The following is a 16,079-nucleotide window of genomic DNA, read 5'->3' as shown; positions in this document are numbered from 1 at the left end:
GCTTGGCGCAACACGGTGTCGAAGGCATAAAAATGCCGCCTGGTGGGGCGGCATCGAGGGGCGGCGGAGCCGGGATCAGAAACGATCCTGTTGCTCTGGCTTGCTGCCCTGCTCTTTTTCGCTGTGTTCGATGGCGGTACGGATGAGATCCACCCCGGCGCGGATGATCAGCACCCCCATGTTGACCAGCTTGACGCAGACCCACATGAAGGCGATCAGCAGGATCAGCTTGAGCACTGTCTGGAACGCCTCCAGGAAGTTCTGTTCCAGATTGGCGGTCAGGCCGCTGGCACTGCTCATCAGCCAGGTGTAGACCTCGCGCACGAAGGGGATGCGGCTCGGCATCTCCAGCACGTCGAGGGCGGCGGGCAGGGCCTGGAAGATGACGATGCTGCCAAACAGGATCAGGATGACACCGAGGGAGATGCCAAGGAAAAAGCCGAACTGTCTCATTAAGGGCTCCAGCATTTGCTGTGTGACATTGAGGTTAGCTCTCAATAGTAGGGAGTCACTCCTCTGACCGCAATCGTGGCGGCGCAGGAGTGAGGGGCAAGCCCGGGCTGGCAAGGGGCGACCGGTGCGATGGCATTGCCCGTTTGACGGATTTCTGGGAGGCTTGTCACCCAGCTTGTCTGAGTGACGGATCATGTTGAAAATCCTGTTGTTACTGTTGATTGCCCTGGGGGCCGGCCTGCCGGTTCAGGGGGCCGAATTGCCGCCGAAAACGGCGCCAAGTGCTGCCGTTTGTGCGATTCGGCACCAGGGCGATGTCTTGCTGGTGCAGGATCGCATTTCTTCCCGCTATAGCCTCAGTGGCGGTTATATCGACGAAGGGGAAACACCGGCCCGGGCGGCGCTGCGAGAGCTTTATGAAGAGACCGGACTCTCGGGCGAGGTGATTAAACCGCTGGGGCGCTGGCAGCGGGCGGAGATCTTCGCCTGCCGCACCCTGGAGCCGATAGTGGCGCAACAAGGCTCGGGATTTGTCTCCCTCCTGCGGGCCCCCAATCTGGGTGGAGAGATCCTCAACGCCCGTCTGATTGCCATCGATAAGCTGCCCGCCGCAGAGCGCCGTTTTCCGGATCAGCTCGACTGGTTGCAGGGGCGGCTGGACGAGGTGCCCGAGAGCGAGGTGAGCTGGCAATCGGACTTCGTGGCGCAGGGCAGTAGCTTGCACCGGGCCGAGATCCCCCTGATGGTGCGGTTGCAGCAGTGGCTGGGGCCTGATGTATGGTGGCTCTCGGTCAGCAACCTGTTTGGTTCAGGAGGCTTTCAGCTTGCCCTGATACCTTTGCTGCTGCCTCTGCTGGGCTGGCCACGGTTGCGTCAACTGCTGTTTGCCATGCTCTGGCTCGGCCTGCTGGTGCAGGTGGGCAAGGAGAGTATCGGCTGGCCACGTCCCTTCCATTTGTTGCCGGAGCTTGCGGCCAGCAGTGCCCAGGGATTCGGCATGCCGAGCGGCCACACCGCCTCGGCCATGGTGTTCTGGGGGGCGCTGCTCGGCTGGTTGTGGCCGGCGTACCGCTGGCGTGCCACCCTGCTGGCGTTGGTACTCGCTCTTGCTACCGGGTTGGCGCGAGTCTGGCTCGGTGTGCACTTTATCTCGGACGTGGCAGTCGGGCTGCTGCTTGGCGCCCTGGTGCTGGCGATGCGAAGCGCCTGGCGCTATGACGCCCGAGCCACTGGCTGGCTGGTGCTGATCACGTTTGCCTTGGTCAGCGCTGGTTGGGCCCAGTCGACTCATTTGGCCGGGATTGGCGTGGTTGCCCTCGGGCTTTGGCTGGGGGGAACCGCTTCGCTGGCGCGAGGTGGCCATCCTCCCGTGCTGATCGGTGTCGTCACGCTGGCAGGTGGCGCGCTTTTGGGAACCGGCCTGTGGGCACTGCCGCTGCTTACCAGCAGTTCGCTGGGGATCCTGTTCGGCCAGCTGTCGCTCTTTTTCGGACTGGGGCTCTGGTTGAGCGCCGGTCTCTGGTGGATACTGTCTCTCCTGAATACTGACTCTCTACCCCGGGGAATGGGCCCCGATAAGGGAACGCTATGAATATGAAAAAAGTGGATCTGGCCAAGATAACCCTGGGGGTGCTGTTTATCAGCATCCTCATCATCTCCTGTTTCATGGTGCTGCGCCCCTTTCTGCCCGCGCTGGTGTGGGCCACCATGATCACCATCGCGACCTGGCCGCTGATGTTGATGGTACAGCGCCTGCTGTGGGGCAAGCGCACGCTGGCGGCGCTGACCATGACGCTGGGATTGTTGCTGATGTTCGTCATTCCGTTGTTCATGACCCTGGCGAACGTGGCGGAGAAGGCGCCCATGCTGATCGAGCTGGGCACCAGTATCAGCCACTCGCCGCCGCCCGAGTTGCTCTGGCTGCAACAGATCCCGCTGGTGGGCGCCAAACTCTATGACTTCTGGCAGCAGATCCTGGCCAGCGGTGGTCAGGTGCTGTTTGCCAAGCTGGCCCCCTATTTTGGCCAGACCGCCCGCTGGCTCGCCTCCCAGGCCGGCAATCTGGGCCTGTTGTTTGTCCACTTCCTGCTGACCGTGGGGATCTGCGGTGTGCTTTATCACTCGGGGGAAATGGTCGCGACCGGCATCCGCCGCTTTGCCCATCGTCTGGCGGGGGAGCGCGGCGACAATGCCACCGTACTGGCCTCCCAGGCGATCCGCGCCGTGGCCATGGGGGTGGTGGTGACCGCCATCGTACAATCCTCGGTGGCAGGTCTGGGTCTGTGGATTGCCGGCATTCCCTACACCATGGTGCTGGTGGTGGTGATGTTCATCCTGATCGTCGCCCAGATCGGCCCCTTCCCCGTGTTGTTGGCCTGTATCGGCTATCTCTACTGGAGCGGTGATACCACCTGGGGCACCTTCCTGCTGGTGTGGTCGCTGATCGCGGGGACCATGGACAACTTCCTGCGCCCCTTCCTTATCAAGCGCGGTGCCGACCTGCCCCTCATCCTCATTCTGGTGGGGGTTATCGGCGGCTTGCTGACCATGGGGATCATCGGTCTCTTTATCGGCCCCGTGGTGTTGGCGGTGGGTTACACCCTGCTGGATGCCTGGATAAAGGAAGGAGATCACCTGCCAGAGGCGACCGCTGTGGTTGAACCGCCCAAGGCTGAGTGACGATTCAGCCACCATCGCTGATGCCAAGAGCCGCCCAATGGGCGGCTCTTTTATTTATGGCGATAGTGTCAGGCTGGTTGGTGCCACGGCAAAAAGGGATATCCATCTTGCTCAGAAAGGTAGGGGTGTATGGAGATGGTATTCACCTGACAGTTGCCCACAAAAGGGAGTGGTCATACGGCTTCAAACCGGATAACAAAACGGTACCCCTACCGTGTTATCCGGAGTCACCGTATGACCACCAACGAGAAAGTAGCACGTCGTAAACTCAGCCTGCTAGAGCTCGCCAAAGAGCTCAATAACGTCAGCAAAGCCTGTAAGCTCATCGGCTACAGCCGCCAGCAGTTCTACGAGATCCGCCGTAACTACCAGACCTATGGCGCCGAGGGCTTGCTCGACAAACTCCCCGGCTGTAAAGGGGGGCATCCCAACCGGGTCGTTCCCGAGATTGAGCAGGCCATCCTCGATTACTCTCTCACCAGACCAACCCATGGCCCGCTGCGGGTCGCGCAAGAACTGGCTCTGCAAGGCATCAACGTCAGTGCGGGCGGTGTGCGTGGCGTGTGGCAACGTCACGATTTGCTCTCTAAGCATGACCGCTTGTTGCGCCTCGAGAAAACCCATAGGGAGCAGGCCATTGAGCTCAATGACGAGCAAATTCGCCTGCTCGAGCGCTTCAGTCCCGAGTTCCGCGAACGCCAGATAGAGGTCCACTACACCGGGGAACTGGTGGCAGTCGACACCTTCTTCGTCGGTGCACTCAAGGGGGTGGGCAAGGTGTATCTGCAAACCGTGCTCGATTGCTACAGCCGCCACGCCTGGGGACGGCTCTACACCAGCAAGCTGCCGGTGACGTCGGTCCATGTACTCAACGAAACGGTGCTGCCGTTCTTCGAGGCTCACGAGGCACGGGTCTATACCATCTTGTCGGACAATGGGCGCGAGTTCTGCGGGCGCCCTGACCATCATCCCTACGAGCTGTTCCTGCAACTGGAGGGGATTGAGCACCGGACCACCAAGGTACGCAGGCCACAGAGCAACGGCTTTATCGAACGGTTGCATCGAACCTTGTTGGATGAACACTTCCGTATCAAAGGGAGGACAACCTGGTATGAGTCGGTGGAGCAGATGCAGACAGACCTGGACAGTTACCTGGAGCACTACAACAACCAGCGACCACATCAGGGCAGGATGATGGAAGGACAAACGCCCTACAGCATGTTCAAGAAGGGTCTGAAATTGATACCGAAGGAAGTGCGCACTAAAGTAGCGTAAACAAGACACCGGTTTGAGGCCGGTGTCAGGTGATAACTAGATCTGTACAGTAGGGGGCCCTAATTTCATACTATTCATTGGAATGGGGAGAACTACGAGTTGACGTCCCTCATGAATGGTTTGTTAGGAGAATCATCTCAGCTTTTCCACCAAAAGCTTTCGTACTAGTTCTTCGCAAACATAATTATATATATCATATGATTTTTTCACTTTATTCGGCAATTCATTCAACGTTTTAATTGGTAATTTAATCATCTTTCGTAATTTATTTTTTTGAATTTCATTGTCTGTTTCTAAAATTTCATTTTCAATATGTTCGATCAGCCATTTCTGCGTATTTTTCATATCGTCAAGGGACGTAATATCCGCAGAGTTGAATAACCAAGCAAGAGCCAACGTAATAAAATTGTAAACAAATTGACGCGAATTCTCCGAAGCCATACTAAAGCATTTTTTCCGAAATGATTCATAGTCAACAGAATCAAGCATTAGATCGCCGATTGTTTCATCAGGAGATATTGGTGTGCGAAACCGAGGGCGAATAATTTGATAATATGCCATCGAAAAAGCTTCATCTCGTTTGTCTGCATCTAAGGAATCCATCAACTCAATTAAATATCCAATGGAATTCAGCTGAGGCTTCATTGTATACGCAATGTGATACCTATTGAGAACAGGAAGATAACTGAGTTCATTTGCCAAATTGTATTTTTGTCTCAATTCTTTTTTACCTGCAGAAAGATTCTCCAAATCTTTAAGTTCCCACACTTTAATCCTAAATGGGGGCTTGTGCTCTCTTTGATATTCTTCGAGATAGTTTTTGGTTGGGTTGGACAAAAAGTTAGAAACTATAATTAACAAGACATCAGGTCTTTTTGAGTTAGCCCAGGCTAATGCACTTTGAATTTTTTCTGGAGGGACTCCTTTTATGTAATGTTTACACTCTATAAACCATTGCTCATGGTGTTGGCTTCCATCCACGTCACGCCGTAGTAATTGACCTTGAATATCTCTTCCTTGATCAGAGGGACTAGATAACAATCCAGTTCCTTTACGCCAACTTAGATTAACGAAATCCATGCTATGGAGAAGGTCATAGCAAAACTCTTCAAATTCAGAATCTTTCAAATCATTCAATGTGAATGTCATCTATCTGTCTACTCCTAACTCTCGACTAAAGTGCTGGCAACTTATCCACTCCCATAACATTACCGGTCTGCCTCTGCCTCTGCCTCTGCCTCTGCCTCTGCCTCTGAACGTATTTGCTTTATGTTCTCTTTTGGATCTATTTTTGGCGGTGGGCAAAAACTTACACGCAATGAGCGGCAATGGAAAGCACCACCCTGCCTCACCTTTTTGAACAAACCAAGAGTGTGATCGAGGTGACATATTAGGATCGCGAGGTGATACCGGAGTGCCGCGCCTTCTGTCGCTGGTTCGGTCAGCAATGTGTCGATGGCGAACCTGACCGGGATGAGGACGGGGTTGCCACCCTCTGAGGCAGGTCACTGAATCGGGCCTGCAAGAGTGGTTAAATGGTCGGCTAACATCTTGCCGGATATTGCTGTGACTATGCCATCTGACCTTCAGCCACTGCAGCCCTGGCCTGACTATCTGCAGGCCTCCTGGCTGCGCTGTGCCCACCAGACCAGCGCGACACTCTGGCACCCGCCTCACTGCGCCAGGGGGCAAACTTTGCAAAGCCTGCGTCAGCGCAAGCGGGAGCTACTCACTACCGGCGAGATGGCCCTCGAAGATCTCTACGAATTTATGGAAGAACGCCCCTGTGCCCTGCTGCTCACCGACGAGAGCGGCTGTCTGCTGGCCCGCACCGGCCACGGCGAGACCCTGAAGGCGCTCGATGCGCTGGGTTTTGGCCCCGGCGCCTTCTTCAGCGAGGGGCGCATCGGCACCAATGCCATCAATCTGGCGGCGCTGGAGGGGATGCCGCTCTGCGTCAGCGGCTCCCAGCATTTCAACCAGACCCTGCACCCGTGGCACTGCTGCGCCAGCCCGGTTTACAACAGCAATGGCCGCCAGGTCGCCATCGTTGCCCTGATCTGCAAGGTGGAGGCGGCGACGGCCGGGGATCTGGCGCTCACCGTCAGCGCTGGCCGCGAACTGGCCCATCTGCTGCAGGCGGAGCGCCTGATGCAGGAGTCCCAGCACCATTTGAGCGAGCTTTACGCCCTGCTCGATGGCATGGATGACGGCGTGTTGGCCTGGGATCCCCAGGGCCGGCTGCGCTACCTCAACGCTCTGGCGGCCAGGCGGCTGCGGCTTGAGCCGGCTCTCTGCCTCGGCCAGCCGCTGGAGCAGCACCTGCTGCTGCCCCAGCGACTGCAACTCGCCATCAAGGGGCTGACGCCGCTCAGCCACGTGGAGGTGACGTTGGAGCGCACGGGCACAGGGGAGTTCATCAATGCGCTGGTGAGCCTCAAGCCGTTGCCCGGGCCGGATGGGGTCAGCTTTATCGTCCTGCTCCATCCGGTCGACAGGCTGCGCGCCATCCATCAGTTGCGCCAGACGGTGCCCGAGCTGTCGGCGCTGGTGGGGGAGTCGAGCGCCATGCGCAAGCTGCTGCGCTACGCCCGTCAGGCGGCTCAGGGGCAGGGGCCGATTCTGCTGCGCGGCGAGGAGGAGGTGGGCAAGGCCCAGCTGGCTGAGGCCATCCATTTCGGCAGCGATCGGGCCGCCGGCCCCCTCGTCACCCTCAATTGTCAGGCATTGCCGAGCGAGCGGATGGCGCTGGAGCTGATGGGCTCCGACGAGGCGGGGCAGGAGCGGGCCGGCAAGTTCGAGCTGGCCCACGGCGGCACGCTAGTGCTGGAACAGATCGAGTTTCTGCCAGCCCCGATGCAGGCAGCCCTGCTGCAGTTGCTCAAGACAGGTCGCATCCAGCGTTTCGATTCGGCTCGCGTGTTGCCGCTCAAGGTGCGGATCATCGCCACCAGCAGCGCGCCGCTGGAGCAGAAGGTGCAGGAGGGGAGTTTCGGTCGTCAGCTGCTCTATGCCCTGCAGGCGTGCGAGCTCTGGTTGCCGAGCCTGCGCGAGCGCACGGCGGATCTGCCCGGGCTTATCAGCCAGCAACTGGCGGCACAGGGGCGTGAGCCGGTGCGCCACTTCAGCCCGGCGGCCCTCGACTGTCTGCAGGCCTATTCCTGGCCCGGCAATCTGGGGGAGCTGCGCAGCGCCATCGAGCATGCCCTGCTTCACTCCAGCCAGGGGCAGATCCCGCCGGAGGCGCTGCCGGCCGCCATTCGTCATGGTTATCGGCTGGTTGAAGACGAGGTGGTGGGGCAGCCGCTGCTTACCCTGGCCGAGCTGGAGCGCCAGGCCATCCTGCGCACCGCTCACGCCTGCAAGGGGCAGGTCAGTCTGATGGCCAGGCAGCTTGGCATAGGCCGCACCACCCTCTGGCGGCGGCTGAAAACCCTGGGTATCGATCCCGCCGACTACCACGGATAACGGCTGTCCATCGGTCTTTGCTCCCGGAAAGTCGCAAAACAACAAGGCCCCGCAATGGCGGGGCCTCTTCATATGGCCAGCGTGTCGTTACAGCCCCAGCTGGTGGGCGGTGATGATGGCCGCCAGCACATCTTCCGCAGTGACCTTGAACGGCATGTTGTGGATGGTCTCGCCCTCGGCGGTGGAGGCCCTGGCCACGTCCATCAGGCGTGCCATATCCAGCTCCTTGACCCCCATCATGTGCAGGTTGGTCGGCAGGCCCACCGAGCGGCAGAAACTCAGCACTGTCTCGATCTCCGCCATGGGGGCATTCTCCAGCACAAGTTGCACCAGAGTGCCGAACGCCACCTTCTCGCCGTGGTAGAGGTGATGGCACTCATCAAGCTGGGTCAGGCCGTTGTGGATGGCGTGGGCGGCGGCGAGACCACTGCTCTCGAAGCCGATGCCACTGAGATAAGTGTTGGCCTCTATGATGTTCTCCACCGCTCTGGTGCAGAGCCCCTGTTCCACCGCCAGCTTGGCCTTGTAACCATCGGCCAGCAGGGTCTGGTAGCAGAGCTCGGCGATGGCCTGGGCCGCCAGGGTGGAGGCGCCACCGGCCATGGTCTGGCAGCCGGAGACCTTGTTGGCGCGCGCCTCGAAGTAGGTGGAGAGCGCATCCCCCATGCCGGAGACCAACAGCCGCACCGGCGCGCGGGAGACGACACCGGTATCCATGATGACCATGTCGGGGTTGGTCGGGATCATCAGGTATTCGCTGAACTGCCCCTGTGGGGTGTAGATGACAGCCAGCGCGCTGGTGGGGGCATCGGTGGAGGCGATGGTCGGCACTATGACCACCGGCAGTTTCTGGTAGAAGGCGACGGCCTTGGCGATATCGAGCGTCTTGCCGCCGCCGATGCCGATGATGACATCAAAGGGCGTCTGGCTGCAGCGGGCCAGCAGCCGGTCGATCTCGGGGCGGGAGCACTCGCCGTTGAAGCAGTCGAACTCGGGCTGGAACCCGGCCTCGTGGCAGCTGGTGGCGACCGTGTCACCCACCAGTCTGGTGACGAAGGCATCGGCCAGGATCAACGGCCTGCTGCCGAGCGCCTTGACGTAGTTGCCGAGATTGGCGAGGGCCCCGTTGCCTTGTACATATTTGCTGGGGCTGATGATGATGCGATCCATTTTCTATCCCTCTTTCTGTGAGAATCGGGGCGAAGTGTCCGGGGATAGCCCCGGAGCACCTCGTCTTGAAAAGGCGCCAAATGTGCGGCGAATCAGGCCGATACGGCGCCTGAAACAGCAGACCGGTGAGCGGCGGTCAGTCGCCGAAACGCTCATCGGCAAGCTGTCGGAAGCAGGCCAGTGCTGCCTCGGCATCCTCTCCGCGGGCCAGCAGGGTCAGGCGATCCCCCTGGCGCACGTCGAGCATGGCGAGCCGGGTCAGGCTGCGGGGATTGGCTTCTTTCTCCCCCTTTTGCAGTTTCAGCTCGGCGGTGAAGGGCTTGAGGCTGGCCACCAGACGGGCGGCGGGGCGCACGTGCAGACCGTGGGCATTCTCCACCACCACTTCGCAGCGCAGCCAGCCCTGCTCGGCGGCCGGGGTTGGGTCGGCAGTGTCTTGGCGCGCGCTGGCCGGCAGCATGGCCTGTTTCGGGCCCAGGGCCCCCAGCGCCTCGGCGGCCACCTCGTCCAGGCTGAGACCGGAGCCGGCTGCCACCACGGCGGCCAGGGTGCCCTCGACCAGGGGGGCAGGGCAGAGTCGCACCCGGGCGCCCAGCTCGGGAGGCAGCAGCTCGAGGGCGGTCTCGGCACTCAATAGAGCGCTGCCAAGATCCATCAGCACCAGCACGCCACTGCCGTCATCCGCTTCTTCGATCGCACTCATCACGGCGATGGCATCGGTGCCGATGGGGTGGTCGGGGTCATTGACCCCGGCCGCCAGCCGCAACCGGGCCGGGCTACCCAGCTGGCCGGCCAGTTCCTGCAGACCGGCCGCCAGGGTGGCGCTGTGAGAGACAACTACGATTCCTATCATGTTTACAACCTCGCTCTGTCACGCAGGGCTGTCAGCAGCAGCAGGGTCGAGGTGGCCCCGGCATCCTGATGGCCGATACTGCGCTCGCCGAGATAACTGGCGCGCCCCTTGCGGGCCTGCATCTGTATGGTGGCCTCGGTGCCGGCAGTGGCGGCGGCCACCGCCTTGTCCAGCGCCTCGGGCAGCGGCAGACCCTGCTGCTCGGCCTGTTGCAGTGCAGCCAGGGCGGGCCACCAGGCGTCGCACATGGTCTTGTCGCCCGGCTCGGCGCGACCACGGGAGACGATCCCCTCCACCCCGTCGCTCAACATCTTGCAAAGCTGGTTCAGGTTCAGGCTCTGGCAGGCATCGCTGCTGGCCGCGGCACGGATGAAGAAGGTGCCGTAGAGGGGGCCGCTGGCGCCCCCCACGGAGGAGAGCAGGGTCATACCGGTGGTTTTCAGCACCTGGCCGATGTCCTTGTCCGCTACTGCTGGCAGCTTTTCGGCCACCTTGGCAAAGCCGCGCTGCATGTTGAGGCCGTGATCCCCATCGCCGATGTCGGTATCAAGCGCGGTCAGGTAGTCGCGCTGATCGGTGAAGATGTGCTCGCAATCGAGCAGCCAGTTGACGATTTGATGCTTGCTTAACATGGACATTCCTTAGCAGCCGCGACGCAGGGCGGGGGTGTTAACGGGGGCATCCCACAGGGTCATCAGCTCGTCATCCACCTTGAGCAGGGTGATGGAGATGCCGGTCATGTCGAGAGAGGTGCAGTAGGGACCGATCAGGTTGCGCACCAGATGAATGCCCGCTTCTTCACACAGGGTGGCGAGCCGGCCATAGACGCCGTAGAGCTCGGAGATGGGGGTTCCCCCCAGGCTGTTGACCAGCGCGATGACCCGGTCGCCCTTGTTGAGCGGCTCGATAAAGGTGTGCTCCTCCTGCCAGCTGCCACTGGCGCGATCCCAGTGACGCAGGGTACGGCCATAGGGGCGGTTGTCGGTCAGCTCCTTGAACATGTCATCCACCAGGGCGTTGAGGTCGGTGAAGGGGCGGCGCTCGATGCCCGGCTCGCCATGGATGCCGACCCCGAATTCCACCTCGTTGTCGGCCAGGGTGAAGGAGGGCTTGCCGGCGGCCGGCACTGTGCAGGCGTGCATGGCCACCCCAATGGTGCGGCTCTGATTGTTGACGCGGCGGGCCAGGGCCTCGCAGCGCGCCAGGTCATAGCCCGCCTCGGCGGCGGCACCTACCAGTTTTTCACACAGCACTGTGGTGGCGACGCCGCGACGGCCCGCGGTGTAGAGACTGTCTTTGACCGCTACGTCGTCATCGATGAGGGCGAAGCCCACCTTGACCCCGTCACCGTGCAGCAGTTCGACTGCGGTCTCGAAGTTGAGCACATCGCCGGTGTAGTTCTTCACCAGAAACAGCACGCCAGCGCCACCGTCGACCGCCTGACCACACTCGTACATCTGATCCGGGGTGGGAGAGGTAAAGATCTCGCCGGGACAGGCACCATCCAGCATGCCCTTGCCCACCAGACCGCCGTGCATCGGCTCGTGGCCGCTGCCACCGCCGGAGACCAGCGCCACCTTGCCTTGTACGGGGGCATCGGCGCGGGTGATGTAGTGGGGTTCGATACGGACCTTGAGCTCGGGATGGGCGGCAGCCATCCCCATCAGTTGTTCACGGACCACGGCATCGACGGCATTGATCAGTTTCTTCATGGCTCACTCCTTGGCTTGCCACCGCATGGTGGGCAAATGGTTGGTAGAGCCAGTCTAGCGAGAGAAAGCGGGAGAAAAATGACGGCCGTTCCGGTTCGGATCTGAAACAGCCTGAGGGCACTTGTCGTTTCAAACTGAAACGCAGACGGGGGGAATGGAGGGGAAATGTTAGCCGGGTCACAACCACGAAAAAGGGCCCCAGCAGGAGCCCTTTCCGATAACCGAAGGTATTAGATGGCCCAGCCACCGGCGTAGAAGATCACCAGCGCCACGGCGATGATGACGGTGCCGATGTTGAGTTTTTTCCACTCGGCGGCAAACAGGCGGCCGATCACCAGCGCCACGAAGCCCAGCATGATGCCGGTGACTATGTTGCAGGTCAGCACGATAAAGACGGCGCACAGCATGCCGGAGAGAGCATCGACCGAATCGCTGAAGTCCAGCTTGGTGACGTTGCCCAGCATCAGCAGACCCACGTACATCAGGGCCGGTGCGGTGGCGTAAGCCGGCACCAGATAGCTCAGCGGAGAGAGGAAGATCATCAGCAGGAACAGCACGCCAACCAGGGTGGCGGTCAGGCCGGTCTTGCCACCTGCGGCGGTGCCTGCGGCCGATTCGATGTAGACGGCGGCCGGAGCACCACCGACGGCGCCCGCCACCATGCTGCTGACGGAGTCGGCGGTCAGGGCTTTGCCGCCACTGATGATGTGGCCGCGCTCGTTGATAAGGCCGGCCTGGCCAGCTACGGCACGGATGGTGCCGGTGGCGTCAAATACGGCTGTCATCACCAGCGCCAGCACGGTGGGGATGACCACCGGGTTGAGGGCGCCCAGCAGATCCATGCTGCCTACCAGAGAGCCTTTCTCGCCGGTCAGGCTCGGCATGGCGAAGAAGCCCTGCCAGGTCACTTTCGGGTCGAAGATGAGGCCGAGGATGGAGATGGCGATGATCACCATCAGGATGCCGCCCGGCACCTTGCGGCGCTCCAGGCCGAAGATGGCGGCCAGACCCAGCACCGTCATGATGACGGGGAAGGCGGTCACTTCACCGAGCTGGACCGGCAGGCCGGCCCCTTCGTTCTTGATCACCATGCCGACGCCGTTGGTGGCGATCAGCAGCAGGAACAGGCCGATACCGATACCGGTGCCATGGGCGATGCCGGAGGGGAGGTTGTCCAGGATCCATTGGCGTACGCCAGTGACGCTGATCAGAGTGAACAGCACCCCCATCAGGAAGATGGCGCCGAGGGCGACCGGGATGCTCAGCCCTTGCCCCAGTACCAGGCTGAAGGCAGTAAAGGCGGTGAGGGAGATGGCGCAACCGATGGCCATGGGCAGCTTGGCCCACAGACCCATCAGCAGGGAGCCGAAGGCGGCGATCAAGCAGGTGGCCACGAAGACGGGTCCCTGCTCGAAGCCGGCGGCACCCAGCATGTTCGGCACCACTATGATGCTGTAGACCATGGCCAGGAAGGTGGTCAGCCCCGCAACCAGCTCCTGACGCACGCTACTGCCGCGCGCAGAAATGGAAAAATAAGAGTCCAGAAAGCCGCCGTTCCCTGCTTGGGCGGCCATATCTTGCTTTGCCATAACTAATCCTGAAAGTGTGAAGGAAATCGTTTGCGTTGGTGGCGCGCAAAATAGCAAGAAATCGCGACAAAAGCAGCGGATAACCCGAAATTTTCGTCAAGATCTCCACATAAGGAGCCATTCGGGATTTTTTTCGAGCCAAAGCGACTCGAGCAGGAGAGGCATGTGTGATGCCGGTTGTCTGGTGAGAGGTTAAAGGTGTGACATATGAATAACAAAAAACCCGCCGAGGCGGGTTTTTTCAATGCTTGCAGTGTACTCAGCCAATGGCATGAGTCATTGCCAGACGGTTTGGCCTGAATTACAGACCAACGACGTTGGCAGCTGCCGGGCCTTTCTGGCCTTGCTCGATGGTGAACTCAACGCGCTGACCTTCGTCCAGGGTTTTGAAGCTGGTGGACTGGATGGCAGAGAAGTGCACGAACACGTCTTTGCTGCCGTCAGCCGGGGAGATGAAACCAAAACCTTTCTCGGCGTTGAAGAATTTAACAGTACCAGTCATTTTGTTAGACATAATAATTTCTCTTTAAATAGTGTTTGAAATGCCATTGTGGCAATTTTTGATTTTTCGTCAGCAATACGTATGGGGAGCACTAAAGAAGGAGAATTATTTTACAGGAATTATGAAAAGTAATTCCTATGTTAATCACTGCTTTACTAAAATGTCTGCCTAACATAATCAGGTCTGAACTGCCGAACCATCGAGAAGGATTTAAACACGCTGTCTTTTTTTAAGCAAACTTTATCTGTAAATTAAATTTCTCAAACACAAAAAAAGCCTTAAAATCATCATAAAAATGATATTTTTCAATCACATAGAAATTTAAAATAATAATGATTGCATTCTTGAGAAGCGCTATGTCTGCTCATTTTCATCATAAAAAGCGCTGTGGTGAAAGATGAGATAGGGGGGCAAATGAGTGTCTGGGTTAAAAAAAGTGGAAAACCCGCCTGCTCTGGGCGTAGCGGGTTGCTTGAAACGAGATCAGCGATTGTTACGAAACTTGCTGCTGACAGAATCAATCCAACTGAAGGTCTCCGGCAATACCTGATTTTTGGCGCGCTCTTTCGCCTTCTCCCGTGCCAGCTTTGATGCAATCTGAGCTGCTTCGGCACGGTTAGCCACTATCATGAGCCTGCCTTCTTCGCGGATTTTGTTGCGCTCACCATTGGTCAGTGGATGGTCTGCATTGGCCTGTGCTTTCTGCAATAACAGTTTGATTTCGGCTTTTTCATCCTGTGTCAGGTCTTTCATTTCTAGTTTTTTCACGGTGCTTTCCTGCTTCAGGGTAATAAGACACCCTAACACAGTTGTCTCCATCACGACCGGAACAATCACGCTTTTGGTGAAAATGAGCCTTTTTATGCTCTTTTATGGCATTTATTCGAGCGTTCTCCGCCAGATTGGATCCTTCAGCAGAGGGGGGCCGCAAGCATTCCAGTCTGTTCATCAGGTTCGACGTGGATCAACACGATGGCGTGCGGCAACTGCTGCATGATGGCCTCCTCTATCCGGTCACAGATGGTGTGGGCTTCGCCGATGCTCATGGCGGGCGGCAGGGTGAGGTGAAAATCGATATGGCGACGACGACCCGCTTGGCGGCTGCGCAGATCGTGAAAATCGGCACCCGGTGGGCAGCAGTCGGTGATGATGCGGCTGGTCATCGCCAGTTCCTCGGGACTCATGCTGCGATCGATCAGGGGGTGAAAGGCTTCCATCAGCATGGCGATGGCTTCCTTGACGATAAACAGCGCGACACCGATGGCCACCAGGGGATCCAGGATGGCAAGAGAGTAGCCAAACAGGCTGGCCAGCCAGATACCGCCAAGCCCGGCAGCCACACCGGCCGAGGTGAGCACGTCGGCCTTGAGATGAAGGGCATCGGCAGCCAGGGCGACGGACTCCTCTTCTCTGGCCACCTTGTAGAGGTACGCCGAGACGACAGTGTTGACCAGAGCCGAGATCACCATCACCAGCACACCCCAGCCGATGCTCTCTATGGGGGAGGGGTTGAGCAGCTTGCCGATGGCTTCAACCATGATCCAGCCTGCGGCCAGCAGGATCAGCAGCGCTTCAATGACGCCGGAGACATTTTCAATCTTGTCATGACCATAGGGGTGGTGCTCGTCGGGGGGCAGATCCGATTTCTTCACCGCAAACAGGGCGATCAGGGCGGCGACCAGATCCATGGCCGAGTGAATGGCTTCCGAGATGATGCTGACCGACCCGCTGATGAGACCGGCCACCAGCTTCATGATGATCAGGCTGATATTGGAACAGACGGAGACCAGGGCTGCGCGAGATTTTCGGGACATGATTCGGGTTCCTGACTCAATAACGGCATTTGCAAAGTGGTGCATTATATATTTCAGCCACCAAATAACCCGTGCCACTTTGTAATATAATGTTTCCGGTGATAGTGAGAATGCTTATTAAAATATTGTTCTTTGCAGTCACATATATTTAATCTGGCAAATGCATATAAATTTTTGGCGGTGTCATATCAAAATGACGATCGTTAATCGCGTTTTTTATGGCCATAACAGATCTATCGGAAAATTGTCGCAGCGGCATGTTTGCGCGGAAACCGGGCTGGATCCCGGGGCATGGCGGGGGTATGCTGGCTCTGGTGATGGCCTTGCGCCATCGCACCAAGCGTACTGAAGTTGATGATTCGGATGACATGCTGGCGCCCTCACGGGACCAACTGTCTGGGTAACATTTTTGGAGTTTGATGATGAGTAACAAAGAACATCACAACGGCAAAGATGCCAAGAAAAAACCGCAGATGTCACTGAAGGAAAAACGCGAAGCCAAGCGGCAAAAAGCCGAGCTGAAAAATGGCAGCGCAATGAAGTAACGCTCCTCTTGCTGTTGTT

At 58.7% G+C, this 16,079-nt stretch carries 15 protein-coding genes; 5 read left to right on the top strand and 10 right to left on the bottom strand.

Going from position 1 to position 16,079, the window contains the following annotated elements; translation table 11 throughout:
* Window positions 1-75: 75 nt before the first annotated feature.
* Window positions 76-453 carry a hypothetical protein gene (locus I6L37_RS02120; RefSeq protein WP_026455849.1) on the bottom strand — a complete coding sequence of 126 codons (378 nt, stop codon included), beginning with the start codon at window positions 451-453 and terminating at the stop codon, window positions 76-78.
* Window positions 454-646: 193 nt separating this feature from the next.
* Between I6L37_RS02120 and I6L37_RS02115 the strand changes: the two genes are divergently transcribed.
* The 3 genes from I6L37_RS02115 (at window position 647) to I6L37_RS02105 (ending at window position 4,407) form a co-directional block, all read left to right on the top strand.
* Window positions 647-2,044, top strand: a complete 1,398-nt coding sequence (locus tag I6L37_RS02115; RefSeq protein ID WP_216993166.1) for a phosphatase PAP2 family protein — start codon at window positions 647-649, stop codon at window positions 2,042-2,044.
* Window positions 2,041-3,132 (top strand): AI-2E family transporter YdiK, encoded by a 1,092-nt coding sequence (gene ydiK, locus I6L37_RS02110; RefSeq protein ID WP_042029066.1) that lies wholly within the window; start codon window positions 2,041-2,043, stop codon window positions 3,130-3,132. The genes I6L37_RS02115 and ydiK overlap by 4 nt, the downstream gene beginning before the upstream one ends.
* 234 nt (window positions 3,133-3,366) lie before the next feature.
* Entirely contained in the window at window positions 3,367-4,407 is a 1,041-nt protein-coding gene (locus I6L37_RS02105) for an IS481-like element ISAs19 family transposase (protein WP_216993165.1), read from the top strand.
* Window positions 4,408-4,539: 132 nt separating this feature from the next.
* Here the strand turns inward: I6L37_RS02105 and I6L37_RS02100 are convergent, their stop codons facing one another.
* Entirely contained in the window at window positions 4,540-5,556 is a 1,017-nt protein-coding gene (locus tag I6L37_RS02100) for a restriction endonuclease (RefSeq protein WP_216993164.1), read from the bottom strand.
* A gap of 423 nt (window positions 5,557-5,979) precedes the next feature.
* Here I6L37_RS02100 and dhaR point away from each other — a divergent pair, with 423 nt between their 5' ends.
* A complete protein-coding gene (gene dhaR / locus I6L37_RS02095) occupies window positions 5,980-7,875 on the top strand; it encodes a dihydroxyacetone kinase operon transcriptional regulator DhaR (protein WP_216993163.1) in 1,896 nt (631 codons plus the stop codon).
* Window positions 7,876-7,962: 87 nt separating this feature from the next.
* On the opposite strand, the gene I6L37_RS02090 is transcribed toward dhaR, so the two are convergent.
* The 8 genes from I6L37_RS02090 to I6L37_RS02055 form a co-directional block, all read right to left on the bottom strand.
* Entirely contained in the window at window positions 7,963-9,045 is a 1,083-nt protein-coding gene (locus tag I6L37_RS02090) for a glycerol dehydrogenase (RefSeq protein ID WP_216993162.1), read from the bottom strand.
* 136 nt (window positions 9,046-9,181) lie between these two features.
* Window positions 9,182-9,898: a dihydroxyacetone kinase phosphoryl donor subunit DhaM gene (dhaM, locus tag I6L37_RS02085; RefSeq protein ID WP_216993161.1), complete on the bottom strand. Its 717-nt coding sequence runs from the start codon at window positions 9,896-9,898 to the stop codon at window positions 9,182-9,184.
* Window positions 9,899-9,900: 2 nt separating this feature from the next.
* Entirely contained in the window at window positions 9,901-10,530 is a 630-nt protein-coding gene (gene dhaL / locus I6L37_RS02080; RefSeq protein WP_201942533.1) for a dihydroxyacetone kinase subunit DhaL, read from the bottom strand.
* Window positions 10,531-10,539: 9 nt separating this feature from the next.
* Complete coding sequence (dhaK, locus tag I6L37_RS02075; RefSeq protein ID WP_216993160.1) at window positions 10,540-11,610, bottom strand: dihydroxyacetone kinase subunit DhaK; 1,071 nt, start codon at window positions 11,608-11,610, stop codon at window positions 10,540-10,542.
* A 230-nt stretch (window positions 11,611-11,840) separates the two neighbouring features.
* Window positions 11,841-13,199, bottom strand: a complete 1,359-nt coding sequence (locus I6L37_RS02070) for an NCS2 family permease (RefSeq protein WP_042029078.1) — start codon at window positions 13,197-13,199, stop codon at window positions 11,841-11,843.
* 301 nt (window positions 13,200-13,500) lie between these two features.
* A complete protein-coding gene (gene cspA / locus I6L37_RS02065) occupies window positions 13,501-13,713 on the bottom strand; it encodes an RNA chaperone/antiterminator CspA (RefSeq protein ID WP_005316548.1) in 213 nt (70 codons plus the stop codon).
* A 471-nt stretch (window positions 13,714-14,184) separates the two neighbouring features.
* Window positions 14,185-14,469, bottom strand: coding sequence for a DUF3811 domain-containing protein (gene yjbD, locus I6L37_RS02060; protein WP_216993159.1), 285 nt, complete (start codon window positions 14,467-14,469; stop codon window positions 14,185-14,187).
* A 143-nt stretch (window positions 14,470-14,612) separates the two neighbouring features.
* Entirely contained in the window at window positions 14,613-15,515 is a 903-nt protein-coding gene (locus tag I6L37_RS02055) for a cation diffusion facilitator family transporter (protein ID WP_216993158.1), read from the bottom strand.
* A gap of 419 nt (window positions 15,516-15,934) precedes the next feature.
* On the opposite strand from I6L37_RS02055, the gene I6L37_RS22165 reads away from it, so the two are divergent.
* Window positions 15,935-16,060 carry a hypothetical protein gene (locus I6L37_RS22165; RefSeq protein WP_019445191.1) on the top strand — a complete coding sequence of 42 codons (126 nt, stop codon included), beginning with the start codon at window positions 15,935-15,937 and terminating at the stop codon, window positions 16,058-16,060.
* Window positions 16,061-16,079 lie beyond the last annotated feature (19 nt).

The organism is Aeromonas sp. FDAARGOS 1407 (assembly GCF_019048725.1).
Classification (GTDB): Bacteria; Pseudomonadota; Gammaproteobacteria; order Enterobacterales; family Aeromonadaceae; genus Aeromonas; species Aeromonas enteropelogenes.
The sequence above is the reverse complement of the archived record's forward strand: the minus strand, read 5'-3'. Positions and strand labels throughout refer to the sequence as shown.